26 protein-coding genes are annotated in these 23,093 nt (G+C 67.0%); 9 read left to right on the forward strand and 17 right to left on the reverse strand.

What is annotated here, in order from left to right:
• Nucleotides 1-23 precede the first annotated feature (23 nt).
• The 3 genes from ABIE58_RS06660 to ABIE58_RS06670 are packed head-to-tail and all read right to left on the reverse strand — an operon-like array spanning nucleotide 24 to nucleotide 2,021.
• On the reverse strand, nucleotides 24-596 hold the full coding sequence (locus ABIE58_RS06660) for an HK97 family phage prohead protease (RefSeq protein WP_354543925.1): 573 nt from the start codon (nucleotides 594-596) through the stop codon (nucleotides 24-26).
• Complete coding sequence (locus tag ABIE58_RS06665) at nucleotides 593-835, reverse strand: GTA head formation protein, RCAP_rcc01685 family (RefSeq protein ID WP_502950070.1); 243 nt, start codon at nucleotides 833-835, stop codon at nucleotides 593-595. Before ABIE58_RS06665 ends, ABIE58_RS06660 begins: the two co-directional genes overlap by 4 nt.
• On the reverse strand, nucleotides 828-2,021 hold the full coding sequence (locus tag ABIE58_RS06670; RefSeq protein WP_354543927.1) for a phage portal protein: 1,194 nt from the start codon (nucleotides 2,019-2,021) through the stop codon (nucleotides 828-830). Before ABIE58_RS06670 ends, ABIE58_RS06665 begins: the two co-directional genes overlap by 8 nt.
• Nucleotides 2,022-2,530: 509 nt before the next feature.
• Between ABIE58_RS06670 and ABIE58_RS06675 the strand changes: the two genes are divergently transcribed.
• Entirely contained in the window at nucleotides 2,531-3,475 is a 945-nt protein-coding gene (locus tag ABIE58_RS06675) for an IS110 family RNA-guided transposase (protein ID WP_354543928.1), read from the forward strand.
• A gap of 76 nt (nucleotides 3,476-3,551) precedes the next feature.
• Here ABIE58_RS06675 and ABIE58_RS06680 read toward each other — a convergent pair whose 3' ends face one another.
• The 10 genes from ABIE58_RS06680 to ABIE58_RS06725 form a co-directional block, all read right to left on the reverse strand.
• Nucleotides 3,552-4,895 (reverse strand): DNA-packaging protein, encoded by a 1,344-nt coding sequence (locus ABIE58_RS06680; RefSeq protein ID WP_354544012.1) that lies wholly within the window; start codon nucleotides 4,893-4,895, stop codon nucleotides 3,552-3,554.
• The gene (locus ABIE58_RS06685) at nucleotides 4,816-5,172 is read right to left on the reverse strand and encodes a hypothetical protein (RefSeq protein WP_354543929.1); all 357 of its coding nucleotides are present in this window, start codon (nucleotides 5,170-5,172) and stop codon (nucleotides 4,816-4,818) included. Before ABIE58_RS06685 ends, ABIE58_RS06680 begins: the two co-directional genes overlap by 80 nt.
• 186 nt (nucleotides 5,173-5,358) lie before the next feature.
• A complete protein-coding gene (locus ABIE58_RS06690) occupies nucleotides 5,359-5,952 on the reverse strand; it encodes a nucleotidyltransferase family protein (RefSeq protein ID WP_354543930.1) in 594 nt (197 codons plus the stop codon).
• Entirely contained in the window at nucleotides 5,953-6,759 is an 807-nt protein-coding gene (locus tag ABIE58_RS06695; RefSeq protein WP_354543931.1) for an ABC transporter permease, read from the reverse strand.
• Nucleotides 6,756-7,637, reverse strand: a complete 882-nt coding sequence (locus tag ABIE58_RS06700; protein ID WP_354544013.1) for an ABC transporter permease — start codon at nucleotides 7,635-7,637, stop codon at nucleotides 6,756-6,758. The genes ABIE58_RS06695 and ABIE58_RS06700 overlap by 4 nt, the downstream gene beginning before the upstream one ends.
• A gap of 57 nt (nucleotides 7,638-7,694) precedes the next feature.
• Nucleotides 7,695-8,414, reverse strand: coding sequence for a transporter substrate-binding domain-containing protein (locus ABIE58_RS06705; RefSeq protein WP_354543932.1), 720 nt, complete (start codon nucleotides 8,412-8,414; stop codon nucleotides 7,695-7,697).
• A gap of 27 nt (nucleotides 8,415-8,441) precedes the next feature.
• The gene (locus ABIE58_RS06710; RefSeq protein WP_354543933.1) at nucleotides 8,442-9,215 is read right to left on the reverse strand and encodes an ABC transporter ATP-binding protein; all 774 of its coding nucleotides are present in this window, start codon (nucleotides 9,213-9,215) and stop codon (nucleotides 8,442-8,444) included.
• A 120-nt stretch (nucleotides 9,216-9,335) separates the two neighbouring features.
• The gene (locus ABIE58_RS06715) at nucleotides 9,336-10,085 is read right to left on the reverse strand and encodes a PhnD/SsuA/transferrin family substrate-binding protein (protein WP_354543934.1); all 750 of its coding nucleotides are present in this window, start codon (nucleotides 10,083-10,085) and stop codon (nucleotides 9,336-9,338) included.
• Nucleotides 10,082-10,519 (reverse strand): tellurite resistance TerB family protein, encoded by a 438-nt coding sequence (locus ABIE58_RS06720; protein WP_354543935.1) that lies wholly within the window; start codon nucleotides 10,517-10,519, stop codon nucleotides 10,082-10,084. The genes ABIE58_RS06715 and ABIE58_RS06720 overlap by 4 nt, the downstream gene beginning before the upstream one ends.
• A gap of 39 nt (nucleotides 10,520-10,558) precedes the next feature.
• Nucleotides 10,559-11,332, reverse strand: a complete 774-nt coding sequence (locus ABIE58_RS06725) for a 3-hydroxybutyrate dehydrogenase (RefSeq protein WP_354543936.1) — start codon at nucleotides 11,330-11,332, stop codon at nucleotides 10,559-10,561.
• 291 nt (nucleotides 11,333-11,623) lie between these two features.
• Between ABIE58_RS06725 and ABIE58_RS06730 the strand changes: the two genes are divergently transcribed.
• The 8 genes from ABIE58_RS06730 to rnd all read left to right on the forward strand — a co-directional run bounded on the left by ABIE58_RS06730 (nucleotide 11,624) and on the right by rnd (nucleotide 19,270).
• Entirely contained in the window at nucleotides 11,624-13,453 is a 1,830-nt protein-coding gene (locus ABIE58_RS06730; protein WP_354543937.1) for an extracellular solute-binding protein, read from the forward strand.
• Nucleotides 13,454-13,499: 46 nt separating this feature from the next.
• Nucleotides 13,500-13,613, forward strand: coding sequence for an entericidin EcnA/B family protein (locus ABIE58_RS06735; protein WP_354543938.1), 114 nt, complete (start codon nucleotides 13,500-13,502; stop codon nucleotides 13,611-13,613).
• A 116-nt stretch (nucleotides 13,614-13,729) separates the two neighbouring features.
• On the forward strand, nucleotides 13,730-14,767 hold the full coding sequence (gene alr / locus ABIE58_RS06740; RefSeq protein ID WP_354543939.1) for an alanine racemase: 1,038 nt from the start codon (nucleotides 13,730-13,732) through the stop codon (nucleotides 14,765-14,767).
• Complete coding sequence (locus ABIE58_RS06745) at nucleotides 14,764-15,549, forward strand: MlaE family ABC transporter permease (protein ID WP_354543940.1); 786 nt, start codon at nucleotides 14,764-14,766, stop codon at nucleotides 15,547-15,549. Before alr ends, ABIE58_RS06745 begins: the two co-directional genes overlap by 4 nt.
• Nucleotides 15,546-16,292: an ABC transporter ATP-binding protein gene (locus tag ABIE58_RS06750; RefSeq protein WP_354543941.1), complete on the forward strand. Its 747-nt coding sequence runs from the start codon at nucleotides 15,546-15,548 to the stop codon at nucleotides 16,290-16,292. The genes ABIE58_RS06745 and ABIE58_RS06750 overlap by 4 nt, the downstream gene beginning before the upstream one ends.
• Before the next feature lie 79 nt (nucleotides 16,293-16,371).
• Nucleotides 16,372-17,436 (forward strand): phosphoribosylformylglycinamidine cyclo-ligase, encoded by a 1,065-nt coding sequence (gene purM / locus ABIE58_RS06755; RefSeq protein WP_502950071.1) that lies wholly within the window; start codon nucleotides 16,372-16,374, stop codon nucleotides 17,434-17,436.
• Nucleotides 17,433-18,026, forward strand: coding sequence for a phosphoribosylglycinamide formyltransferase (gene purN, locus ABIE58_RS06760; RefSeq protein WP_354543943.1), 594 nt, complete (start codon nucleotides 17,433-17,435; stop codon nucleotides 18,024-18,026). The genes purM and purN overlap by 4 nt, the downstream gene beginning before the upstream one ends.
• Nucleotides 18,027-18,103: 77 nt before the next feature.
• Nucleotides 18,104-19,270: a ribonuclease D gene (gene rnd / locus ABIE58_RS06765; RefSeq protein WP_354543944.1), complete on the forward strand. Its 1,167-nt coding sequence runs from the start codon at nucleotides 18,104-18,106 to the stop codon at nucleotides 19,268-19,270.
• Nucleotides 19,271-19,339: 69 nt separating this feature from the next.
• Here the strand turns inward: rnd and ABIE58_RS06770 are convergent, their stop codons facing one another.
• From ABIE58_RS06770 to ABIE58_RS06785, 4 genes are read right to left on the reverse strand one after another with little or no spacing between them, the layout of a single operon-like run.
• A complete protein-coding gene (locus ABIE58_RS06770) occupies nucleotides 19,340-19,849 on the reverse strand; it encodes a DUF2478 domain-containing protein (protein ID WP_354543945.1) in 510 nt (169 codons plus the stop codon).
• A gap of 12 nt (nucleotides 19,850-19,861) precedes the next feature.
• Nucleotides 19,862-21,529 carry a ribonuclease J gene (locus ABIE58_RS06775; RefSeq protein ID WP_354543946.1) on the reverse strand — a complete coding sequence of 556 codons (1,668 nt, stop codon included), beginning with the start codon at nucleotides 21,527-21,529 and terminating at the stop codon, nucleotides 19,862-19,864.
• 6 nt (nucleotides 21,530-21,535) lie between these two features.
• On the reverse strand, nucleotides 21,536-22,306 hold the full coding sequence (locus tag ABIE58_RS06780) for a type III pantothenate kinase (protein ID WP_354543947.1): 771 nt from the start codon (nucleotides 22,304-22,306) through the stop codon (nucleotides 21,536-21,538).
• Nucleotides 22,307-22,317: 11 nt separating this feature from the next.
• Nucleotides 22,318-23,076 (reverse strand): biotin--[acetyl-CoA-carboxylase] ligase, encoded by a 759-nt coding sequence (locus ABIE58_RS06785; RefSeq protein WP_354543948.1) that lies wholly within the window; start codon nucleotides 23,074-23,076, stop codon nucleotides 22,318-22,320.
• Nucleotides 23,077-23,093: the final 17 nt, after the last annotated feature.

Genomic DNA, 23,093 nt, shown 5'->3' on the forward strand with positions numbered 1-23,093 from the left:
CTCCTCTCGGTTGCGGGTCGGCGCTACCCCTGCGCCATCTCCCGGCGCGCCGCGCGCAACACGGCGGCCATCTCGCGCAAGGCGTCGTCGCCGGGGCTTTCGCCCTTCGCCGCCACCCGCGCACTGGGCAGCATCGGGAAGGTCACCAGCGACACCTCCCAAAGCTCCAGTTCCTGCAAGAGCCTCTGGCCCTTCTCGTTCCGGCTGGCGCGCACGGTGCGATAGCCGATGCTCAGCCCGTCGATCGCGCCTGCCGCCAGCAGCGCCGCCGCCTCGCGACCGCGCGCCACCCCCTCCAGCAGCCGCCCCTTGACCCACAGCCCCCGCGCATCCTCGCGCAGCTCGTCCCAGATGCCGATCGGCTCGCGCGGGTCATGCTGCCACAGCATCCGCACCCGCCGCCCCTCGACCTTCATCCGCTTGAGGCAGGCGCCATAGGCCCCCCGCGCCACCACATCGCCGCCCTGGTCGGGCGCGTCAAAGAGGCTGGCATAGCCCTCGATCCCGCCCTCTTGCGTGACGCACAGGCCATCCGCCCCGCCCTGCGCGAATTTCCGCTCCAATCCCGTCTCCATCGCCTCGCCCTTTCCTTTCATCCCGGAAGTGCCGCCAGTATCGGCTGGAACGCCTGCACCAGCACCGCCGCCACCACGCCGTAAACCGCCAGCCACAGCCGCCGCTCCAGCCGCTCCACCGCCGCCTCGATCCGCTCAAGCCGCTCCTGCAAGGCCCGCTGCTGTAGCTCCGACACCCGCTCATGCGCCTCAAGCCGCAGCGCGGGCGCGCAATCGAAGGCCTCGAACCCGTAGCGCGGCGGCGGCGCGCCCTCACTCACCCGCATCACCCGCCAGCGGCGGCAGGCCCAGCAGCGCCCGCTTTTCCGCAGGTGTCAGGAAATCCGCCCCCGCCACCCGCGCCCATTGCGCGTCGCGTTCCGCCGCCAGCGCAGGCACGTTGTCGAGATCGGGCGACAGCTCCAGCGCCTCGCCGGTAAACTCGCGCAACCACGCCGCCACCTTGGCGCTCACCCGCGCCACCAGCGGCAGCACCGTGAGCCGGTAAAACGCGCGGTTGGCCTCCTGGTAATTGGCGAATGTCGCGTCGCCCGGAATGCCGAGCAGCATCGGCGGCACGCCAAAGGCCAGCGCGATCTCGCGCGCCGCTGATTCCTTGGTCTGCTGGAATTCCATGTCAGAGGGCGAGAATCCCATCGGCTTCCAGTCCAGCCCGCCCTCCAGCAGCATAGGACGGCCGGCATTGCGCGCGCCCTGATGATGCGCCTCCATCTCGCTCACCAGCCGGTCATACTGATCGCTGCTCAGCACCCCCTGCCCCTCGGCCCCCTTGTAGATGATCGCCCCCGAGGGCCGCGCGGCATTGTCCAAGAGCGCCTTCGACCAGCGGCTTGCCGCGTTGTGCACATCCACCGCCTGCGCGGCGGGCTGCATCGGCGACAGGCCGTAATGGTCGTCCTGGGGGTGAAAGCACTTGATATGGCAGATGCAGGGCGCGCCCTCGCCAAGCGTGAACCGGTGCTTGCGCCCGGCGACGCTGTATTCATAGGCCACCGGCCAGCCATCGGCCCCCGGCACCACGCTCATCCGGTCCGAGCGCAGCACATGCAGCTCCAGCGGCAGGCCAGCACCCGCCCCCACCGCCTCGATATAGGCATTGCCCGACAGCAAAAGCTGGCCATAAAGCGCCTCGAACAATTCCGCCCGGCCCTGCGCCGGGTTCGGCGCACCCACCAGATCAAGCACCGGATGCACCGCATAGCGCCGCTCGGCATCCTGCAACACCAAGGGCAAGGCCGCCGCCGCCTCGGCGATCATCTTGACCGCGCGAAACCCCACCGGGTTGCCGGCAAATCCGCTGCGCGTCAGGCTCACCGTGTCGCGCGGGCTCCACGCCACGCCGCGCCCCGTGCCGCCCCAGGCGATGACGCGGCCCGCGGCACTCGCCTTCTGCTCGGGCATCTCGGCCACGTCAGCCCCTCCTTGCCGAAAGAAATCCAGTATCATCGCTCGCTCCTTCACCTCGGCGCTCGACGGGCAACAGACCGCGAAAGGTTTAACGAATGTTAACCGCAGCGCGCGCCTGTGAGGGCAGGCAGGCGCGACCCGGAGAGACGCGGTGTCGGAGCGGACCTGAAGGGGCGGCGTTCGATATCATGCGATGAGCCGCGTGAGTGCCCGACCGCGGGTGGGCGCTGCAACAGATGTGAAACGCACTTTATGGCGCCAAATACTTGAACGATTGTGAGGGTTGCGTCGTTGCAAAAGCGCCCGCCCGTCCGGGCGGTCGGGCGATCGCGCGGCGGTGCCTGCGGCACCTTGTCTTATGATTTTCCCGGTTCCATGCGAGGATGGAGCCACCGCACGCCACGCCAATCATGGCGTGCGGTGGCGGCGGTTGGATCGTTTCGCACCCGGTCTTGGAGGACCGTAATCAAGTGAGATCGACCGCCGTCTTCGCATGGGGCCTGAACGGATACGCAGCGGCACACAGCCCTGCACGACAAGCATAGGACATGACGAAGATGACACATGATACCATCGGCATCGATATCTCGAAACTGCATTTCGACGCGCATCGCCTCACGACGGGCAGCCACGCGCGGTTTGACAACACCGCCACCGGGTTCGGGGCCTTCGCGCGCTGGATCGGCGCGGACGATCCAGACCTGGTCGTCTTCGAGCCGACCGGGGCCTGTCATCGCGATTTCGAAGCGGCTTTCGCCGGGCGTTTGCCGCTGGTGAAGGTCAACCCGCTTCACGCCCGCCGCTTCGCGCAGGCGAACGGCACGCGGGCCAAGACCGATGCCGTGGACGCTTTGATGCTTGCGCGCATGGGCCGGGCGCTGGAGCTGGTCCCGGATCGGCCCGCCGACGAAATCCAGACCGTTCTCAGGGAGTTACGCGCCACCCGCTCGGGCCTTGTGCGGGACCGGACCGCCCTGATGAACCGGCTGGCGGCGGCGCGGCTGCCGCTCGTCCGGCGGCTGGTGAAGGCGCGGCTTGCCCAGGCCGAGCGTCAGATCGCCACCCTCGACGCCGAGATCGACGCCTGCCTCGAGGCCTGCCCCAAGCGCCGCCGCGCCGCCCAGATCCTCACCTCGATCCCCGGCGTCGGACGCATCACCGCGCGCACCATCCTCGCGGAATGTCCTGAAATCGGCACCCTGCGCCACAAGCAGATCGCCGCCCTCGCCGGGCTCGCGCCAATGACCCGACAATCCGGCAACTGGCGCGGCAAGGCGAGGATCGAGGGCGGGCGCAGACACCTGCGCGAAGCCCTCTTCATGCCTGCCCTCGTCGCGATGAAGAAAAACCCCGATCTCAGCCCCAAATACGACCAGCTACGCGCAGCTGGAAAACCCCACAAGGTCGCGCTCACCGCTCTCATGAGAAAACTCATTCAACTCGCCAACACACTCATCAGCGAGGGCAGAACATGGCAGCCCAAAATGGCTTGACCCGGACGGATACTTGATTGCGCGCGGGGGGGCAGGAGGCAAACGGCAGCAACAGGCCCGTTACCCCCCCTCCCCCTCACACCGCGCGCACGCGCGGCGCGCGCCACTTGGCCCCCGGCTCCACGATCAGATCGGTCAGCGCCCAGACCAGCGCATCCACCCGGTCGGGGCTGCCCTTGCCCTCGAAGCCGCGGCTGGTCATCGCGCACATCTGGTCCTCGAGCCGGGCCAGCCCGCGCAGGTGATGCACCCGCCCCTGCTCGTAAAGTGCGGCCACCGGCTCGGCGCGCGCGGCCTTGCCCCGGCTCGCGTGGACCTTGCGGAACGGCACCAGCGGATCGACCTGCCGGATCACCTGCTCCACCAGATCGCCGCCCTGATTGACCTCGGCCACCAGCCGCTCGGCCCCCCAGTGCTCCATCGCGCGGATCGCCGCGCGCGCCCAGGTGGCGGGGCTGGCCGCGCTGACGCTGGCATCGTCGAGCACATAGGCCCGCCAGTCCTGCACCGGGCCGCGCGTCACCGCCCCCACCACCACGATCCCGCATTCATCCGATCCGGCATGGCCCGTGACCGGCGGATCGACCGCGACCACGATCCGGTCGAGATCGGGGGCGGCCTCCACCCGGCCCGCCTCGATCATCGCGGGCGTCCAGAGCGCATCCTCGGCGGCATCGACCAGCACACCGTCAAGCTCCTGCCGCCCCAGCCGGGTGCCCGCGTAGCGCGCGCGCACCTCCTCAAGGAAGCCCTGCGCGAGATTGGCGGCATTGGCCTCGGTCGGCGCGCTTGTCACCACCGTGCTGGCGCTGGCAAGGATATCCTTGAGCACGCCCACGTTGCGCGGTGTCGTGGTCACGCAGACCTGCGGCGCCTCGCCCAGCCGCAGCCCGAATTGCAGCATGTCCCAGGTGTCGCGCGCCTTCTTCCACTTGGCCAGCTCATCCACCCAGGCCCCGTCGAATTGCGGCCCGCGCAGCCCCTCTGGCTCATGCGCGGAAAACACCTGCGCCACCGCCCCGTTGGGCCACACGAGCCGCCTGCGCGTCGCCTGCCATTCGGGCCGCCGGTCGGGCGGGCTGCACGCCATGATGCCGCTTTCGCCGAACACCATCACCTCGCGCACCTGATCGACCGTCTCGCCCACCAGCGCCAGCCGCCTGCACGCGCCCGGATCGAGCGGCAGCGCCCCCTCGACGCGGGCGCGCACCCATTCCGCGCCTGCGCGCGTCTTGCCCGCGCCGCGCCCGCCCAGGATCACCCATGTGCGCCAGTCCCCCTCGGGCGGCAATTGATGCTCCATCGCCCAGAACTCGAAAATATAGGGCAGCGCCAGCAACTCACCCTCGCTCAGGGCAGCGAGCAATTCGTCCTGCGCATCGCGCCCTTCCGAGACGATCCAGGCGGCACCGGATTTCAACTCGGGCGGCGTCAAAGTCGATGGCGTAGCCGTGGACGATGCCACGTTCGTGTTGTCTGCGTTTGTCAAGCTGTGCCTCCATTTCGATGGCGATCTTGAGCCATTGACGGATTTCCGCCGTGGCCTTTGTCGCGTTTTTCAACTCTTCAAGCTCCCCGGCCCGTATCCGCCGATAAAGCGCCTCAAGCTCCCCGCGCATGTCTGCGAGTTGCTCTTCAAGCACGTTGATCGCGCTGGTCAGGCCCGAAGGCCCCTCCTCCGGGGTGATCAGAACCATGCGTATCGCTGCCTCATGCCGTTTTCCTCTCGCGATGCCCCCCGCCCGCGCCGACATGAAAAAACGGCCACCGGGATGCCCCGAGGCCGCTTGCCCATCTCGTCCAGCAGGGCACAACCGATACGGGAAACGGCGCGTCAAGTCAAACGCACCCCCTTGCCAACCGCCCGGTTTCTTTGGGTTTTATTAAGGTTTCGGCGCGTGCGCCGCCCGCCATGCAGCCCAGTCCTCGGGCGTGTCGAGATCGGTCACCGCGCGGCGGTCGGGCAGCGCCAGGAGTCGCACATCGTGCCGCGCCAGCACCTGCCGCGCGCCCTCGTCACCGCGCAGCGCCGCCAATTCGGGCAGGCACCCCGCCGGGAACACCACCGGATGCCCCGGCGTGCCATCCGCCGCCGTGGCGCGCAGGATATGCGCGCCGTCAAAGCCGCGCAGAACCGCGCGCAAATCCCCGCCCGTGATCTCCGGCAGGTCCGGCAACAGCACCATCAGCGCGCGCCCCCCGGCCCAGTCCGCGCCGCGCCGCACCGAGGCCGCCATGCCCTCGCCCGCGCCCGGCACCTCCTCCACCGCCAGCCGCGGCCCGGCGAGCGGCTCCAATGCTGCGGCCCGCGCGCGCGCGCCCGGCGGCAGCGTTACCAGCACGTCGAGCCCGGTGCCCAGCGCCACCGCCACCCGGTCGGCAATCAGCGCGCGGCCCCGCACCTCTTCCAGCAGCTTGTCACGCCCCCGCATCCGCCGCGACGCCCCCGCCGCCGGAATCAGGATCGCCACCGCCATCTAGCGGATAAGATTGAGCCGCAGCTTCAACCCCCGCCGCGCCTCCTGCGGCAAATGCCGGTTGAGCCGCCGGTTGACCGCGCCGAAAATCCCGATGATGACCAGCGTGAGCAGGATGAAATACCCCGCAAGGATCGGATAGGGCACGAAGGGGTTGAACGTCTTGTCGGCGAAATAATTGGCGTAATAAAGCGCATCGCCGCGCTGTTGCCATGCCGGAAAGCCCGAGAAAAACACCAGCGTCGTGGAATGGAACAGGAATATCGCCTCGTTGGTATAGGCAGGCCATGCCAGCCGCAGCATCGTGGGCCAGATGATCCGGCGAAACCGCCGCAGCCCCGAGAACCCATAGGCATCGGCGGCCTCCACGTCGCCCTTGGGAATCGAGCGCAACGCGCCATAGAAAATCTCGCCCGAATACGCGGCGGTGTTGAGAAACAGCACGATGAGCGCCCCCAGCCAGGCCGAGGTAAAGACGTCGAACACCGGGCTGACCGATTTCAGCGACAGGAACAGGAAATAGGCGAAAAAGAACTGGATGAAGAGCGGCGAGCCGCGAAAGACAAAAATGAACCATTCCGATGGCTTGCGGATCAGCGGGTTGCGCGCGCCCTTGCCCAGCGCCACCAGTGTCGCCAGAAAGAACCCGGTCGCCAGCGCAATCGCGCCGAAATACACGTTCCAGATCATCCCCGATCCGATCAGCGTAAAATGCTCGCACAGCGTATAGCCCTCGCGCGGCAAGAGCCGCTCGCCATAGCCAAGCGAGCGCAGCGCGTAATCCTGAACCGTCTGAAGGCAGCTCATGCCGCCCTCCGCTGCGCTTCGCCGCCCGTCGTGGCCTGCCCATGGCTCAGGCGCTGCATGACCCGCTCCAGCACCACCTCCGACACCTTGGTGAGGCCAAGATAGAACACCAGCAGCGCGAAGAAATACCACATCCGCCAGTCGCCATGCGGATAATCGGTAAAGCGCGGCAGTGCCGTGCCGCCCAGCTCGCGCGCCCAGTAAACGATATCCTCGACGCCCAAGAGGAACAGCAGCGGCGTGGCCTTGGTGAGCACCATCCACAGGTTGCTGAGGCCGGGCAGCGCATAGACCCACATCTGCGGCACGAGGATGCGCCAGAAGCTTTGCCGCCGCGACATGCCATAGGCCTCTGCCGTCTCGATCTGCGCGCGCGGCACGGCGCGCATGGCCCCATAGAGGACGTTGGCCGCGAACGCGCCGAACACGATGGCGAAGGTCAGCACCGCGATGAAGAACCCGTAGGAGTCATGCACCCATTGCGGTGAATTGCCCAAGGGCAGCTTGGCCGCCTGGCAAACCACGAAATCACTGCCCTGCCAGATATCATCGGTCCAGTCGGGGCATTTGATCTTGTGGCGGATCACCTCGAAAATCTGGTCGAGCGCGATCACGAAAAACAGGAAGAACGCGATATCGGGCACGCCGCGCACGATCGCGATATAGCCCTTGCCGACCCAGGCCACCGGCGCGATCCGCGACCGCGCCGCCATCGCCCCGCCAAAGCCGAACAGCATCGCCGCGGGCGCGGTGATCGCCAGCAAGAGCAGGACCGTGCCCACCGCGATATAGAGATTGGCGTGCTTGACCGTGGTCAGATAGCACGACAGCCATTTCAGCCCCTCAAGGGTGGATGGATCGGCGCAGAAGGAAAAAATGGCGGCCTCCCTCGGGCTGGATGACCCCCGCACGAGGCGCGCGGGGGCCGAAAGGCATCACTCGAAGGTCGAGGACACTTCCCATTTCTCGATCATGGTGTTGAGGCTGCCATCATCCTTCATCGACTGGATCGCCGCGTCGAACTTGGCGCGCAATTCGGCGTCGGATTCGCGCACGCCCATGCCGACGCCGCCACCAAGCGCCACGTCATCGGCCACGAAATCCAGGTCGGGATCTTCCTGCGCGATCGGCGCGAGATAGGATTTATCCGCGAGCACCGCATCCGCCTCGCCGTTACGCACGGCGGCGATGGTCTCCTCGGGCGTGGCGAATTCCAGCAGCGTTGCGCCCGATTCGGCCACGTATCCGGCCTGGATGGTGCCGGTCTGCGCCGCGACCACGCCGCCGGTCACATCGACATCCGCCGACATGCCAAGATAGGCCGACGGGTCCGGCGGGGTATAGTTCTGGGTGAAATCAATGACCTGATCGCGCTCGTCGGTGATCGACATGCCCGCGATGATCGCGTCATAATTGCCCGAGACGAGGTTGGGGATGATGCTGTCCCAATCATTCGTGACCCATGTGCAATTGAGCGCGGCGCGCTTGCACAGCTCATCGCCCAGCTCGCGCTCGAACCCGTCCACCTGACCGGCATCGTTGATGAAGTTCCACGGCGGGTAGGCCCCTTCGGTGCCCAGCCGTACCACGTCCTGCGCCATCGCCATACCGGCCATCATGGCCACGGCGGCGGTTGAAATCAGTAGCTTTTTCATACGTCTCTCCCTCTTGGTTGGTAAGGTTCACGCGGCCTTGGTGGAGCTGAGAAAGCCCCGCAGCCGCTCGGATTCCGGCGCGCCGAACAGCCTGTCGGGCGCGCCCTCTTCCTCGATCAGGCCCTGATGCAGGAACACGACGTGATCGCTCACATCTCGGGCCATGCTCATATCGTGGGTCACGATCATCATGGTGCGGCCCTCGCCCGCCAGATCCTTGATGACGCGGATCACCTCCTGTTCAAGCTCGGGATCAAGCGCCGATGTCGGCTCGTCGAACAAAAGCGCCTCCGGCTCCATCGCCAACGCCCGCGCAATCGCCGCGCGCTGCTGTTGCCCGCCCGAGAGCTGCGCCGGGTAGGCGTCGCATTTGTCGCCGATCCCCACCTTGTCGAGATAGTGTCGCGCGGCCTGCTCCACCTCGGCCCGGTCGCGGCCCAGCACCGTGACGGGGGCCTCCATCACGTTTTGCAGGATGGTCATATGCGCCCACAGGTTGAACTGTTGAAACACCATGCTGAGATTGGTGCGGATGCGCAAAACCTGTTTGGCATCCGCCGGGTGGCGGCCAAGCCCCGTCCCCCTCCACGTGACCGGTTCGCCGTTGAACAGGATATCGCCCTGCTGGCTGTCCTCCAGCAGGTTGGCGCAGCGCAGGATGGTGGATTTGCCCGAGCCGGACGAGCCGATAAGCGAGATCACATGCCCCTTGGGCGCGGTGATGTCCACGCCCTTGATGACCTCCAGCGCGCCATAGGCCTTGTGCAGGTTGCGAATCTCGATCACCGGTATGTCGGCCACGCGCGCGCCCCCCTGATGGACGGATACTTTGCTGTTTTGTGACACTAGGGCGGAAAATTATGCGCATTGCAACTTGCAAAGCGGCGAAATGGTGGGTTTGCCCGCCGATATGACGCCCGGTCAGACCAAATCGGCGGCAGGCACGACAGGATTGGGCACCGCGAAATAATCCTCGGGCGCGAGCGCCGCCAGGCCACTCAAGCCCAGCACCGCGCGGTCGGCCGCCGACAATGCCGCCAGCGCCTCGCCAAGTGCCGCGCGGATCGGGGCCGGGTCGCGGGTGATCGCGGTGATATAGGGCATCGCGGGGCTTGGATCGGTGCGCGCGATGATCCGCAGCCTTGCGGCATAGCCCTCATGCCGCGCGATTATCCGCCATGTCAGCGCGTCGATGGCGGCGATATCGGCACGCCCTTCGGCCACCGCGCGCGCGGCATTCACATGCGCCCCGGTGCCCATCACGCGCGCAAACGCGAATCCGCGCGCGGCGGCCCAGGCCTGCGGTGCCGCCCAGCCCGATTGCGATACCGCCTCGTTATAGGCAAGCACCGCATCGGCATAGTCCGCCGGGTCATCGCGCGGATCATCCGCGCGCACCACGAAATGGCTGTAGTAATGCCCTTCAGGGCAATCGGGCAGGTCAAAGACGGGGGCGGCCACGAACTGCACGCGGTCGCGCAGCCGCGTGCGAAACGGCAACCCGCAGGTCTGCGACAGCACCAATTCGGGATGCTCCCAGTGCTCCCAAAAATCGCCCCCGCGCGTGAGATGCTCCGGCCCATATCCCAACCGGTCGCGCACCCCCTGCCACAAACGGTCATTGGCCGCCGCCGTCTCGGGGCGGTCATACATCGGCAGGCTCGCGATCATGCGCGCGTTACTTTCTGCCGGGCGCGGGCGCTCTCCTGATCGGTGAGGCCCAGAAGGCTCGCCACCAGCCGCATCAGCGAATCCTCATGTGCCTCGCGCGCCCCATCGGCAAGCGCCACCTGCCACAGCGCCTCGATCACCTCGGCGCGCGCCTCATAGGGCACCGCGTCCTTGATCGCACGGGTGAATCGCACCGTGTCGGGGGCCTCGGCCTCCAGCGCCTCGGCATCGGCGCGCAGCGCCTCGGCCTCTGCCGCGTCAAGGCCGTAGCGTTCGGCGATGATCGCCGTGATTCGCGCGCGCTCTGCCTCGGCATAATCATTATCGCTGCGGGCAAACCGCACCATCAGCGCCGACAGCGCCAGACGCGCATCCGCGTCGGGCAGGGTTTCGGGGGCGGGGGCAAGAAGCCGGGTCAGGAAATCAGCAAACATGCCTCTGTCATAGCCCAGCCAACCGCCCCCGCCAATGGCTCAAAGCGCGGTCCAGCCGCCATCGACGCTGATCGTGGTGCCGGTGATCTGCGCGGCTGCGTCCGAGCACAGGAACAGCGCCGTGCCGCCCATCTGTTCGGTGGTGGCGAATTCCTTGGAAGGCTGCCGCTCCAGCATGACCTTCTCGATCACCTCTTCGCGGCCCATGTTGTATTTCTCCATCGTGTCGGGGATCTGATCCTCGACCAGGGGCGTCAGCACATAGCCCGGACAGATCGCATTGGCGGTGATCGGCTCGCGCGCGGTTTCCAGCGCCGTGACCTTGGTCAGCCCGACAATGCCATGCTTGGCCGCGACATAGGCCGATTTGAACGGGCTTGCTGTCAGGCCATGCGCCGAGGAGATGTTGATCACCCGACCCCAGCCGCGTTCACGCATCGCGGGCAGCGCGGCGGCGGTGGTATGGAAGGCGGAACTGAGGTTGATGGCGATGATCGCATCCCATTTGCCGGCCGGAAACTCATCGATCGGCGCGACATGCTGAATGCCCGCATTGTTGATCAGGATATCGCAGGCCCCTGCCTTCTCAATGAGCGCGCGGCACTCGTCGGCCTTGGACATGTCGGCCTTGATATAGCGCGCCTCCACCCCGGTCTCATCGGCGATGCGTTTGGCCAGCGCGTGATCCTCTTCCGAATCGGTGAACGAGTTCAGCACCACGTTCACGCCCGCGCGCGCCAGCTCCTCGGCGATGCCGAGGCCGATGCCCGAATTCGACCCGGTGATGACGGCGGTCTTGCCTTTGACACTCATGCTTTGTCTCCCAATATACATTGCGCTTGCAGCATAGATGCCGCGCGCGCGAAATGCACGGGGACTTGCGCGGGGGTGTCGATCACATCGGGGAGAGGGGACAAAAAAACCCCGGCACAAGGCCGGGGTATAGTCATTGAGGCAGGTTTCATACAGGCAAGAAACCTATCGAGCAGTGACCCCTTTATAAGCAATCTCGCGCCTCGCTCCAAGCTAAAAGTTTGAAAAGACGTGAATCCGGTCTTAGGGTTGGGGTCAAGAAAACAAGGCAGAGCAGGAATTGTCGCCAAAATGGCACCGGATTTTTTCCCCAAAATGCAGGCCGCGCTGGCGGCCCTCGCGCTTGCCCTCGCAGGCTTACCCGCAGCCGCCGGGCCCGCGCATGGCATAGCTATGTATGGCACCCCGGACCTGCCACCGGATTTTGTGTCGCTGCCCTATGCCAACCCCGACGCGCCCAAGGGCGGGCGCGTTGTCACCGGCAATGTCGGCGGCTTCGATTCGCTCAACCCCTTCATCCTGCGCGGCACCCCGCCCTGGCAGTTGGCAAGCCTCACGCATGAGAGCCTGATGGGCCGTTCCTTCGACGAGCCGTTCACCCTCTACGGCCTTCTGGCCGAATCGGTCGAGACCGACGCGGCGCGATCCTGGGTCGAATTCACCCTCCGCGCGGAGGCCCGATTCTCCGATGGCAGCCCGGTCACGGTTGAAGATGTGATCTGGTCCTACGAGACATTAGGCACGCGCGGCCACCCGCGCTATCGCGGCTTCTGGGACAAGGTGGCGCGGATCGAGGCCACAGGGCCGCGCTCGGTCCGCCTCACCTTTCGCGACGCCGACCGCGAATTGGCCCTGCTCGCCGGGATGCGCCCGATCCTGCAAAAGGCGCAATGGGACGGGCGCGACATCGCCGAGGGCGGGCTTGACGATATTCCCATCGGCACCGGCCCCTACACGGTTGCGGACTATGAGCCGAACCGCTTTGTCACCCTCACGCGCAACCCCGATTACTGGGGCCGCGACCTGCCGCTGACCCGTGGCACGCATAATTTCGACGAAATCCGCATCGAGTATTTCGGCGACGATACCGTGCTCAAGGAGGCGTTCAAGGGCGGGCTGCTCAGCTATGTGCGCGAATTCAACGCCGAGGCCTGGGCCACGCAATATGATTTTCCGGCTGTGCAGCGCGGCGAGATCGTGCTCTCGGAAATCCCCCACGCCACGCCCTCGGGGATGACCGGTTTCGTGATGAACACGCGACGCCCCCCCTTGGATGACTGGCGCGTGCGCGAGGCGCTCATCACCGCGTTCAATTTCGAGTATATCAATGACACGCTCACCGGCGGGCGACAGCCGCGCATCACCTCTTATTTCTCCGGCTCGGATCTGGGCATGGATCACGGCCCCGCCACCGGCGCGGTGCGCGACCTGCTGGCCCCCTTCGCGGGCACGCTGCCCCCCGGCGCGCTCGACGGCTATGCCCTGCCGGTCAGCGACGGCACCGCGCGCAACCGCACCGGGCTGCGCCGCGCCCGCGCGCTCTTGGCAGAGGCTGGCTGGCAGGTCGAGGGCGGGCGCCTCACGAATGCGGCGGGCCGCCCGCTTGCCCTCACCGTGCTGTTGCAACAGGACGGGCTGATCGCGCAGGCCGGCGCGATGATGGATATCTACGCCCGCGCGCTGGAGCGGCTTGGCATCGCGCTCACCATAGAGACGGTGGACCGCGCGCAATATACCGAGCGGGTGGCGCAGTTCGATTTCGACCTCACGATGATGCGCCGGTCGCTCTCGTTTAGCCCCGGCAACGAGCAACGCTTCTACTGGGGGTCCGAGCATGCCGACACCCCCGGCAGCCGCAACCTGATGGGGATGCGCTCCGACGCGGCCGAGGCGATGATCGACGCCATGCTTGCCGCGCCCGACCGCGCCGCCTTTACCGCCGCCACCCGCGCGCTCGACCGGGTGCTGACCGCCGGGCGCTATGTCATCCCCATCCACCGCTATGCCGTGGGCCGTATTGCCCACAAGGCGGATTTGGCCTATCCTGTGGATAACCTGCCGGTCTACGGGGATGGGATTCATTTCCTGCCCACGGTCTGGTGGGACAAAAGGCGCGAGTGAAACTTGCGTCGCATCGAGCAGAGCAAACAGACACACAGGCAGCCTCATGCGCAAACTGATCGCCTTCGCCCTCATCGCCGGTCTCGCGGGCTGTGCCACCGTCGATGGCATCGGGCGCGACATCTCGGGTGCCGCCCGCGGCGTGCAAAGCTGGTTCTGACCGGCCCGGCGGACAGCCGCGCGCAGGCCGCGCGGCGTCCGGCCCCCTGGCCTGTCACGCGCCGTAATCGCCCATTCCCCCTTGACGCCCCCGCCCGGCCTGTCAAAACCCATGCCATGAGCACCGCCACCCTCACCATCGACCTCGACGCCATCGCCGCCAACTGGCGCGCGCTGGCCGATGCCAATACCGGCGAGACCGCCGCCGTGGTCAAGGCCGACGCCTACGGGCTGGGCGCCGCCCGCGTCGCGCGCCGCCTTGCCCGCGCGGGCGCGCGCAGCTTTTTCGTGGCCGTGGCCGAGGAAGGCGCCGCGCTGCGCGAGGTGGTCGGCCCCGAGGCGGCGATCCATGTCTTTTCCGGCCACATGCCCGGCGATGCCGACATGATCGCCGATTGCGGGCTGGTGCCGATGATAAACTCGGTCGATCAGATGATCCGCCACGCCGAGGCCCTGCCCGGCCATGCCTTCGGCCTCCAGCTTGATACCGGCATGAACCGGCTCGGGATGGAGCCCGCCGAATGGCAGGCGGTGCGCGAGATCGCGCTGGCGCAGGCCCCCGTGCTCATCATGTCGCACCTTGCCTGCGCCGACGCGCCGGATCACCCGATGAACGCGCAGCAATTGCGCGCCTTCCGCGAGATGACCGAGGGGCTGGATATCCCCCGCAGCCTTGCCAATACCGGCGGTATCCTGCTGCACCCGGAGTATCATTTCGACCTCGCCCGACCGGGTATCGGCCTCTATGGCGGCGCGCCCTTCACCGAGGCGGCCCCCGTGGTCACGCTCGATATCCCCGTGATCCAGTGCCGCGATCTGGAGCCGGGCGAGAGCGTGGGCTATGGCTGCGATTTCATCGCCGCCCGCCCCACCCGCATCGCCACCATCGCGGCGGGCTACGGCGATGGCATCCTGCGCGCGATGGGGCCGCGCACCATGCTTTACGCCGAAGATACCCCCTGCCCCGTCGCGGGCCGCATCTCGATGGACCTGATCGCCGTGGACGTGACCGATCTTGGCCACGACCCGGCGCATCTGCGCCTTCTTGGCCCAGAGCAGGGCATCGACCACCTCGCCGACAATGCGGGCACCATCGGCTATGAAATCCTCACCTCGCTGGGGGGGCGCTACACGCGGCGCTATATCGGCGCATGAGCGTGCTGGCGCGCTTTCTCGCAGCCATCGGGCAGGCGGTGATCGCGATGCTCTCGGGCGTGGGGCGGTTCACGCTTTACGCCGCCGAGACCGTAAGCCACCTTGCGCGCCCGCCCTTCTATGCCCGCGAATTCCTGCACGCGCTGATGCAGATCGGCTGGTTCTCGCTGCCGGTCGTTGGCCTCACCGCGCTCTTCACCGGCGGCGCGCTGGCGCTTCAGATCTACGCGGGCGGCGCGCGTTTCAACGCCGAAACCGTTGTGCCCTCGATTGTCGCCATCGGCCTCACCCGAGAGCTTGGCCCCGTGCTGGGCGGCCTCATGGTGGCGGCGCGCGTGGCCTCATCCATCGCCGCCGAGATCGGCACGATGAAAGTGACCGAGCAGATCGACGCGCTCACCACGCTTTCCACCAACCCGATGAAATACCTCACCCTGCCCCGCGTTCTGGCGGCCACGCTGGCGGTGCCGGTGCTGGTCGCGGTGGGCGATGCCATCGGCATCATGGGCGGCTTCATGGTGGGCATCGGGCGGCTTGATTTCGGCGCGGCCACCTATCTCAAGACGACCGTGGATTTCCTGGAGACATGGGATGTCGTCTCGGGCCTCATCAAGGGATCGGTCTTTGGCTTCATCGTGGCGCTGATGGGCTGCTATCACGGCATGCGCTCGAGCGGCGGCGCGCAGGGCGTGGGACGCGCGACCAAGCGCGCAGTGGTGGCCTCGTCTGTGCTGATCCTCGCCGCCAACTATATCCTGACCGAGGTGTTCTTTTCCGCATGATCGAGATGCACGATGTTCACAAGGCTTTCGGTGATCTGCGCGTGTTGCGCGGGGTCAACCTGACCATCGCATCGGGCACGTCGATGGTCATCATCGGCGGCTCTGGCACCGGCAAATCGGTGGCGTTGAAATGCATTCTTGGCCTCATTCATCCCGATAGCGGCACCATCACGCTTGACGGGCAGGACGTGACAAAGGGCGACCGCGACGCCTTTCTTGCCCGCTTCGGGATGCTGTTTCAGGGCGGTGCGCTGTTCGATTCGCTGCCGGTCTGGCAAAACGTCGCCTTTCGCCTGCTGCGCGGCTCGCTCAAACGCCCCAAGGCCGAGGCGCGCGAGGTGGCCATCGAGAAGCTGCGCCGCGTGGGCCTCAAACCCGAGGTGGCCGACAAGTTCCCCGCCGAATTGTCGGGGGGGATGCAAAAACGCGTAGGCCTCGCCCGCGCCATCGCCGCCGAGCCCGAGATCATCTTTTTCGACGAGCCGACCACCGGGCTTGACCCGATCATGGCGGGCGTCATCAACGAACTCATCCGCGAAATCGTGGTGGAAATGGGCGCCACCGCCATGACCATCACCCATGACATGAGCTCCGTGCGCGCCATCGCCGACAATGTCGCGATGCTGCATGACGGGGTGATCCAATGGACCGGGCCGGTCGCGGAGATGGACGCCTCGGGCGATCCATATCTCGATCAGTTCATCCACGGCCGCGCCGAAGGCCCGATCGAGGCGGTGCGGTGAGCCTGCCCTGCGCCCCTGCTTTGGGATTGCGCGGCGCGGGGCGATGGACTAACCGATGCCGCGACAGGCGCGAGGAGCGATGACCATGACCAAGCCCACGACCGATACGGGCGGCCTGACCTATGCCGCAGCGGGCGTCGATATCGACGCCGGCAACGCGCTGGTGGAGCGGATCAAGCCCGCCGCCGCCGCCACGAAACGCGCGGGCGTGATGTCCGGCCTCGGCGGCTTTGGGGGCCTCTTTGATCTGCGCGCCGCCGGGTTCACCGACCCGGTTCTGGTCGCGGCAACCGACGGGGTTGGCACCAAGCTGCGCATCGCCATCGACACTGGCGAGGTGGATGGCGTGGGCGTGGACCTTGTCGCCATGTGCGTCAACGATCTGGTCTGCCAAGGGGCGGAGCCGCTGTTTTTCCTCGACTATTTCGCCACCGGCAAGCTTGAGGTCGACAGCGCCGCGCGCATCATCGAGGGCATCGCCAAGGGCTGCGCCGCCTCTGGCTGCGCGCTGATCGGCGGCGAGACGGCGGAAATGCCGGGCATGTATCCGGCAGGCGATTTCGACCTCGCGGGCTTTGCCGTCGGCGCGATGGAGCGCGGCACCGATCTGCCGCGCAGGGTGGCCGAGGGCTGCGTGCTCATCGGCCTTGCCTCTAGCGGGGTGCATTCGAACGGCTATAGCCTCGTGCGCCGCATCGTCGAGCGCTCGGGCCTTGGCTGGGGCGATCCCTGCCCCTGGGACGCGGGCCAGAGCCTCGGCGCGGCCCTGCTTGCGCCCACCCGGCTCTATGTGCGCCCGGCGCTGGCGGCGCTGGCCACCGGCGGCGTGCGCGGCCTTGCCCATATCACCGGCGGCGGGCTGACCGAGAACCTGCCGCGCGTCCTGCCCGAGGGCCTTGGCGCGGAAATCGACCTCGGGGCCTGGCCGCTGCCGCCGGTGTTTCGCTGGCTGGCCGAGACCGGCGGGCTGGCCGAGGCGGAACTGCTCAAGACCTTCAATTCCGGCATCGGCATGGTGGTGGTCGCGGCCCCCGATCACGCCACGGCGGTCGAGGCCGCGCTGCAAGAGGCGGGCGAGACCACCCACCGCATCGGCACTGTGACGGCAGGCGCAGGCGTGGCCTATGCCGGGCGGCTCGCTTGAGCAAACGGGTCGCGATCTTCATTTCGGGCGGCGGCTCGAACATGCGCGCGCTGGTGGCAAGCATGACCGGCGAGCACCCCGCGCGCCCGGCGCTGGTGATCTCCAACAACGCGGACGCGGGCGGCATCGCCTGGGCCAGGGCGCAGGGCATCGCCACCGAAGTGGTGGACCACCGCCCCTTCAAGGGCGACCGCACAGCCTTTGAATCAGAGATCGCCGCGCGCCTTGCCCCCCATGCCATCGACCTCATCTGCCTTGCCGGGTTCATGCGGGTTCTGACGGCGGGCTTCGTCACCCCCTGGCAGGGCCGAATGCTCAACATCCACCCCTCGCTCTTGCCGAAATATCGCGGGCTTGACACCCACGCCCGCGCGCTCGCCGCCGGAGAGACGGAGGCCGGCTGCACCGTCCACGAGGTCACCCCCGCGCTCGACGATGGCCCGATCCTCGGGCAGGCGCGGGTGCCGGTCCTGCCCGGCGACACGCCCCAAACCCTCGCGGCGCGGGTGCTGGAGCAGGAACATATCCTCTATCCGGCGGTGCTTCGGCGCTTTGCACAGGGCGACCACACGCAGGTGATGCTGCCCTGAGCGGGGCATTCCCTTTGACCGGGCGCTGGGATATACCCAGCCCCAAAGGCGCAGACCCGCGACACAGAAAGACACAGATGCAGACAATCACCACCACCGAGGCGCTCGCCGCCTATTGCGAGGCCGCGCGCGCGCATCCCTATATCACCGTCGATACAGAGTTCCTGCGCGAGCGCACCTATTATTCCCAGCTTTGCCTCGTGCAACTGGCCATGCCCGGCACCGATGACGACAACGCCGTGCTCGTCGATCCCATCGAGGGCGGCGATGCGCTCTCGCTCGCGCCGCTCTTTGATCTCTTTCGCGACCCGTCGGTGGTCAAGGTGTTCCACGCCGCCCGGCAGGATCTCGAGATTTTCGCCGTCGCCGCAGGCGTGATCCCGGCCCCGCTCTTTGACACGCAAGTGGCGGCGATGGTCTGCGGTTTCGGCGATCAGGCGGGCTACGAGACGCTGGTCAAGAAGATCGCCCGCGCCTCGGTCGATAAAAGCTCGCGTTTCACCGACTGGTCGCGCCGCCCGCTCTCGGAGGCGCAGAAGGCCTATGCCATCGCCGATGTGACCCACCTGCGCCAGATCTACGAATTCCTCGCCGCCCGCCTCGACAAGACCGGGCGTAGCGCCTGGGTGCAGGAAGAGCTGAGCACGCTCGCCAATCCCGACACCTACCGCACCGATCCCGCCGAGGCCTGGCGCCGCCTCAAGACCCGCAACACCGCGCCGCGGTTCCTCGCAATCCTGCGCGAACTGGCCCGCTTCCGCGAGAGCTATGCACAGGCCCGCGACGTGCCGCGCAGCCGCGTCTACAAGGATGATGCGCTGCTGGAACTGGCCGCGACCAAGCCGCAATCGATGCAAGACCTGGGCCGTGCGCGGCTCTTGCTGCGCGAGGCCCGCAAGGGCGAGATTGCCGACGGGATCATCGCCGCCGTCAAGGCGGGGCTTGACTGCCCGCAAGACGATCTGCCGCGCGTCGCTGAGAACGCCAACGGCAAGGCGCAGGCCAACCCGGCCATCGCCGATATGCTGCGGGTGCTGCTCAAGGCGCGCAGCGATCAAAGCGGCGTCGCCGGGCGGCTCATCGCCAGCGCCGCCGATCTCGATCACCTCGCGGCAGGCGGGCACGACGTGCCCGCGCTCTCGGGCTGGCGGCGCGAGGTGTTCGGCGAGGACGCGTTGCGCCTTTGCCGGGGCGAGATCGGGCTAGTGGTGCGCGGCGAAGAGGTGACGGCGGTGCCGCTCTAAGCCACCTACGCACCCCCGTCATCCTCGGGCTTGCGCCCCGAGGATCTCCGGCCACCTTCCCCTAACGCATCACCCCCCAGGCAGCGCGCGGTCCAGCCACGCATCGAGCGCCTCGGGAGTCGGCTCAGGCCGCTCGGGTGCCTCGCCGAGAAACTCGGCAAGGCGCGCGGCGTTGAGGCTGTTCACGCCCATCACGACCGGCACATCGCGGGCCACCGCCTCGGCGATGAGGCTGCGAAAGCCGCGCCCCTCGGCCTCGTGCTTGCCGAACTTGTTGACGATCACCAGATCGCATCCCGCCGCAAGCCGCGCCTCTGCCGCCGCCACTGCCTGTTCCAGCGCCTCCGGGTCGAGCCGACAGCCGCGCGCCTCGGTCCCAAGGCTCTGAGATATGCGGATCACCGGCCCGTCGGGCAGCACGCGCACATCCATGTCGCAAACCCGCCCCGGCCCGCAATCGGTATTGACCTGAACCGTGCCACAAAGCCGCAGCCCCCGCGCCGCCGCGCGGCCTGCGAAATCATGCAGCAGATCATCGGTCCGGCCCGGCCCCTCGGCCATGATGCAGGCGATGTGCACGACCCCGGCCCCCTATTCGGTCAGGCGGGTGATGATCACGCTCACCTCGGGGCGCTTGCCGATCTCGATCTGCGCGCTCTGGCGCGCGACCCGACGCAGCCCTTCCTCGAGCTTGTCATCGTCGCGCAGGATCTTGTCGCTGGCACGGTTCATGAACTGCGCGAGAACGTCTTCGAGCGCATCGACAAGCGGCCCGCCCGACCGGCCCGTCTCGGGCACGCCCATCATCTCGACCCAGGGATCGCCGAGCGGCGCATCATCCTCGTCGATGATGACATTGATCATGACATGCCCGTTGAGCGCCATGCGGATTCGGTCGCGCACGATGCCATCCAACGCGCCGATCTTGACCGAGCCGTCAAGATAGGTGCGACCGGTCTCGATATATTCCGCCACCGTGGGCGCGTTGCCGCCAAGGTCGATCATCATGCCGTTGACGGCCACGACCCCCTCGATCCGGTTGGCCTTGGCAAGCTTCACATGCTCGCGCAGGTGGCGGTGTTCGCCATGCATGGGGATCACGATCTGCGGGCGCAGGATCTTGTGCATCTCGTCAATATCGGGGCGGTTGGCATGGCCCGAGACGTGATAGCGGTCATCGCCCTCGATCACATCCACGCCCAATTGCGAAAACTGGTTGATGATGCGGATCACCCCGCGCTCGTTGCCGGGGATGGTCTTGGAGGAAAACAGGAACGTGTCGCCCTCCTTGAGGGTGATCCCGTTATACTTGCCATTCGCAAGCTGCGCGCTGGCGGCGCGGCGCTCTCCCTGGCTTCCGGTGACGATCAGCATCACCTGGTTGCGCGGCAGCTTGGCCGCCTCCTCGGGCGGGATGGTGGCGGGAAACCCGGTGAGCACGCCGGTGGTCTTGCCCGCTTCGACCATGCGGTTCATCGCGCGGCCCATCAGGCAGACCGACCGCCCGGCGCGGATACCCGCCTCGGCAAGTGTCTTGACCCGCGCGACATTGCTGGCAAACGTGGTCGCCACGACCATGCCGGACCGCCCGGCGATCAGCTCGGTGATCGGTGCCCCCACGCTGCTCTCGGAGCGGCCGGGATGCTCGCTGAAGACATTGGTGGAATCGCACATGAAGGCCTTGACGCCGCCCGCGCCGATGCTTTCCCACAGGGCGCGGTCAAACGGCTCTCCCACCACCGGATCGAGGTCGATCTTGAAATCGCCGCTATGCACCAGCCGCCCGGCAGGCGTGTCGATCACCAGCCCCGAGGCCTCGGGGATCGAATGCGAAATCGGCGCAAACCCCACCGTGAACGGCCCCGCCGTCACCGTCTCGGGCCAGGGCGAAACCACGCGCACCGCCTTGTCGGGATGGCCATGCTCGGCCATCTTGGCGCGGGCGATATTGGCGGTAAAGGCGCGGGCATGGATCGGCGCGCCGAGGCGGTCGTAATACTGCGCCACGGCACCGATGTGATCCTCGTGGGCATGGGTGATGAACACCGCCTCGAGCCGGTCGCGCCGCTCGGCAAGCCAGGTGATATCGGGCAGGATCAGATCGACGCCGGGCGTCGTATCCATATCCGGGAAGGCAAGGCCCAGATCGACAAGGATCAGGCGCTCCTTGCCGGGCTTGCCATAGCCGTAAACATAGGCATTCATGCCAATCTCACCCGCTCCGCCGAGGGGCAGGTAAATCAGTCTTTCGCTGCTCATGGGGCGTCAGCCCTCCTTGTTATAAGCGTTAATCACGGTCAGCCCGTGCATCGTCAGGTCTTCTTCGAGGGCGTCGAAAGCGGCGTCCCCCTGCTGGAAAAGCGGGGCCAGCCCCCCGGTAGCGATGACCGTCATGGCGCATCCGCGCTCGGTCTTTATCCGCTCACATATCCCATTCACGAGGCCGACATAACCCCAGAACACGCCCGATTGCATACAGTCGACCGTGTTGGTGCCGATCACGCGCTCGGGCTTGGTCACGTCGACATGCGGCAGCGCCGCCGCCGCCTCGTGCAGCGCCTGCAACGACAGGTTCACCCCCGGCGCGATCACGCCTCCGATATAGGCCCCGTCGCGCGCCACCACGTCGAATGTGGTGGCGGTGCCGAAATCCACGATGATCAGATCACCGCCATAAAGATCATGCCCCGCCACCGTGTTCACAAGCCGGTCTGGCCCCACCTGCGTGCCCGCATCCACCCGCACCTTGACCGGCAGGCGGCACTCGGGCTTGCCCACCACCAGCGGGCGGCAGCCGAAATAGCGATCCGCCAGAACCCGCAGGTTGAACACCACCCGCGGCACGGTCGAGGAGATGATCATCTCGGTGATCTCGGCGCGGATGCCGTGATGATGGATCAGCGTCGAGAACCAGACGAAATACTGGTCCGCCGTGCGCTGATGCTCGGTCGCGGTGCGCAGGGTGCAGAGGAACCGCGCGCCGTCCCAGATCGAAAACACCGTGTTGGTATTGCCGCAATCTATCGCCAGAAGCATCCCCGGCCCTTTCAGAAAAACACATCCGCCGCCGCGATGGCCTGCCGCCCCCGCGCCGTTGTCAGGATCAGGTTGCCCGCGTCATCCACGGTCTCGAACCGGCCCTCATGGGTCTCTCGCGGGGTGCGCGCCACGATTGTGTCGCCCAATCTCGCCGCCCGCGCAAGCCAGGCCGCGCGGATGGGGGCAAACCCGTAGGTCACGAATTGCGCCTCATGGCGGGCATAGGCGGGGGCCAGCAGATCAAGAAACGGCTCGGGCGCAATGGCGATTCCGGTCTCCGACAGAAGCGACACGGGCCGCAGCGCGCCCGCCTCCACCTCACCCGCATCCGGCGCGGCCACGAGGTTCACCCCGATGCCGATGGCGAAATGGCTGAGCGCCGCGCCCGCGCCTGCGCTTTCCAGCAATATCCCCGCCAGCTTGCCACCGTTCAACAGCACGTCATTGGGCCATTTGAGCGCGAATCCCTGCGCCCGTCCCGTCGCCGCCACCAGCGCATCAAATAGCGCCAGCGCCGCCACGAAGGACCGCAGCGCCACCCGGTCGGGCGTCTCCGAGGGGCGCATCACCAGCGTTGCCGCGAAATTCCCCGCAGGGTTTGCCCAGGCCCGGCCGCGCCGTCCCCGCGCCGCCGTCTGCTCCAGCGCCAGGATCCATTCAGGCCCCGCCAGCCCCGGCGCGATACGCGCGGCTTCGGCATTGGTGCTGTCCACCCGCGCCAGCACCCGCCGCCCATAGCCCTCGGGCCAGCACGTGCCCGGTTTCATCTTGCCCGAAATATCCC

The sequence above is a fragment of the Roseovarius sp. MBR-78 genome, from assembly GCF_040547535.1.
Lineage (GTDB): Bacteria > Pseudomonadota > Alphaproteobacteria > Rhodobacterales > Rhodobacteraceae > Roseovarius.

What these genes read in the sequence shown, in the direction of transcription:
- purM (WP_502950071.1), top strand. Translation starts at nt 16,372, where the DNA reads ATGACCATGACCAAGCCCACGACCGATACGGGCGGCCTGACCTATGCC.
- ABIE58_RS06730 (WP_354543937.1), top strand. Translation starts at nt 11,624, where the DNA reads ATGGCACCGGATTTTTTCCCCAAAATGCAGGCCGCGCTGGCGGCCCTC.
- ABIE58_RS06690 (WP_354543930.1), bottom strand. Translation starts at nt 5,952, where the DNA reads ATGGCGGTGGCGATCCTGATTCCGGCGGCGGGGGCGTCGCGGCGGATG.
- ABIE58_RS06780 (WP_354543947.1), bottom strand. Translation starts at nt 22,306, where the DNA reads ATGCTTCTGGCGATAGATTGCGGCAATACCAACACGGTGTTTTCGATC.
- ABIE58_RS06660 (WP_354543925.1), bottom strand. Translation starts at nt 596, where the DNA reads ATGAAAGGAAAGGGCGAGGCGATGGAGACGGGATTGGAGCGGAAATTC.
- ABIE58_RS06675 (WP_354543928.1), top strand. Translation starts at nt 2,531, where the DNA reads ATGACGAAGATGACACATGATACCATCGGCATCGATATCTCGAAACTG.
- rnd (WP_354543944.1), top strand. Translation starts at nt 18,104, where the DNA reads ATGCAGACAATCACCACCACCGAGGCGCTCGCCGCCTATTGCGAGGCC.
- ABIE58_RS06705 (WP_354543932.1), bottom strand. Translation starts at nt 8,414, where the DNA reads ATGAAAAAGCTACTGATTTCAACCGCCGCCGTGGCCATGATGGCCGGT.
- ABIE58_RS06720 (WP_354543935.1), bottom strand. Translation starts at nt 10,519, where the DNA reads ATGTTTGCTGATTTCCTGACCCGGCTTCTTGCCCCCGCCCCCGAAACC.
- ABIE58_RS06745 (WP_354543940.1), top strand. Translation starts at nt 14,764, where the DNA reads ATGAGCGTGCTGGCGCGCTTTCTCGCAGCCATCGGGCAGGCGGTGATC.
- ABIE58_RS06750 (WP_354543941.1), top strand. Translation starts at nt 15,546, where the DNA reads ATGATCGAGATGCACGATGTTCACAAGGCTTTCGGTGATCTGCGCGTG.
- ABIE58_RS06670 (WP_354543927.1), bottom strand. Translation starts at nt 2,021, where the DNA reads ATGATACTGGATTTCTTTCGGCAAGGAGGGGCTGACGTGGCCGAGATG.
- ABIE58_RS06685 (WP_354543929.1), bottom strand. Translation starts at nt 5,172, where the DNA reads ATGGTTCTGATCACCCCGGAGGAGGGGCCTTCGGGCCTGACCAGCGCG.
- ABIE58_RS06715 (WP_354543934.1), bottom strand. Translation starts at nt 10,085, where the DNA reads ATGATCGCGAGCCTGCCGATGTATGACCGCCCCGAGACGGCGGCGGCC.
- alr (WP_354543939.1), top strand. Translation starts at nt 13,730, where the DNA reads ATGAGCACCGCCACCCTCACCATCGACCTCGACGCCATCGCCGCCAAC.
- ABIE58_RS06775 (WP_354543946.1), bottom strand. Translation starts at nt 21,529, where the DNA reads ATGAGCAGCGAAAGACTGATTTACCTGCCCCTCGGCGGAGCGGGTGAG.
- ABIE58_RS06725 (WP_354543936.1), bottom strand. Translation starts at nt 11,332, where the DNA reads ATGAGTGTCAAAGGCAAGACCGCCGTCATCACCGGGTCGAATTCGGGC.
- ABIE58_RS06695 (WP_354543931.1), bottom strand. Translation starts at nt 6,759, where the DNA reads ATGAGCTGCCTTCAGACGGTTCAGGATTACGCGCTGCGCTCGCTTGGC.
- ABIE58_RS06785 (WP_354543948.1), bottom strand. Translation starts at nt 23,076, where the DNA reads ATGAAACCGGGCACGTGCTGGCCCGAGGGCTATGGGCGGCGGGTGCTG.
- ABIE58_RS06735 (WP_354543938.1), top strand. Translation starts at nt 13,500, where the DNA reads ATGCGCAAACTGATCGCCTTCGCCCTCATCGCCGGTCTCGCGGGCTGT.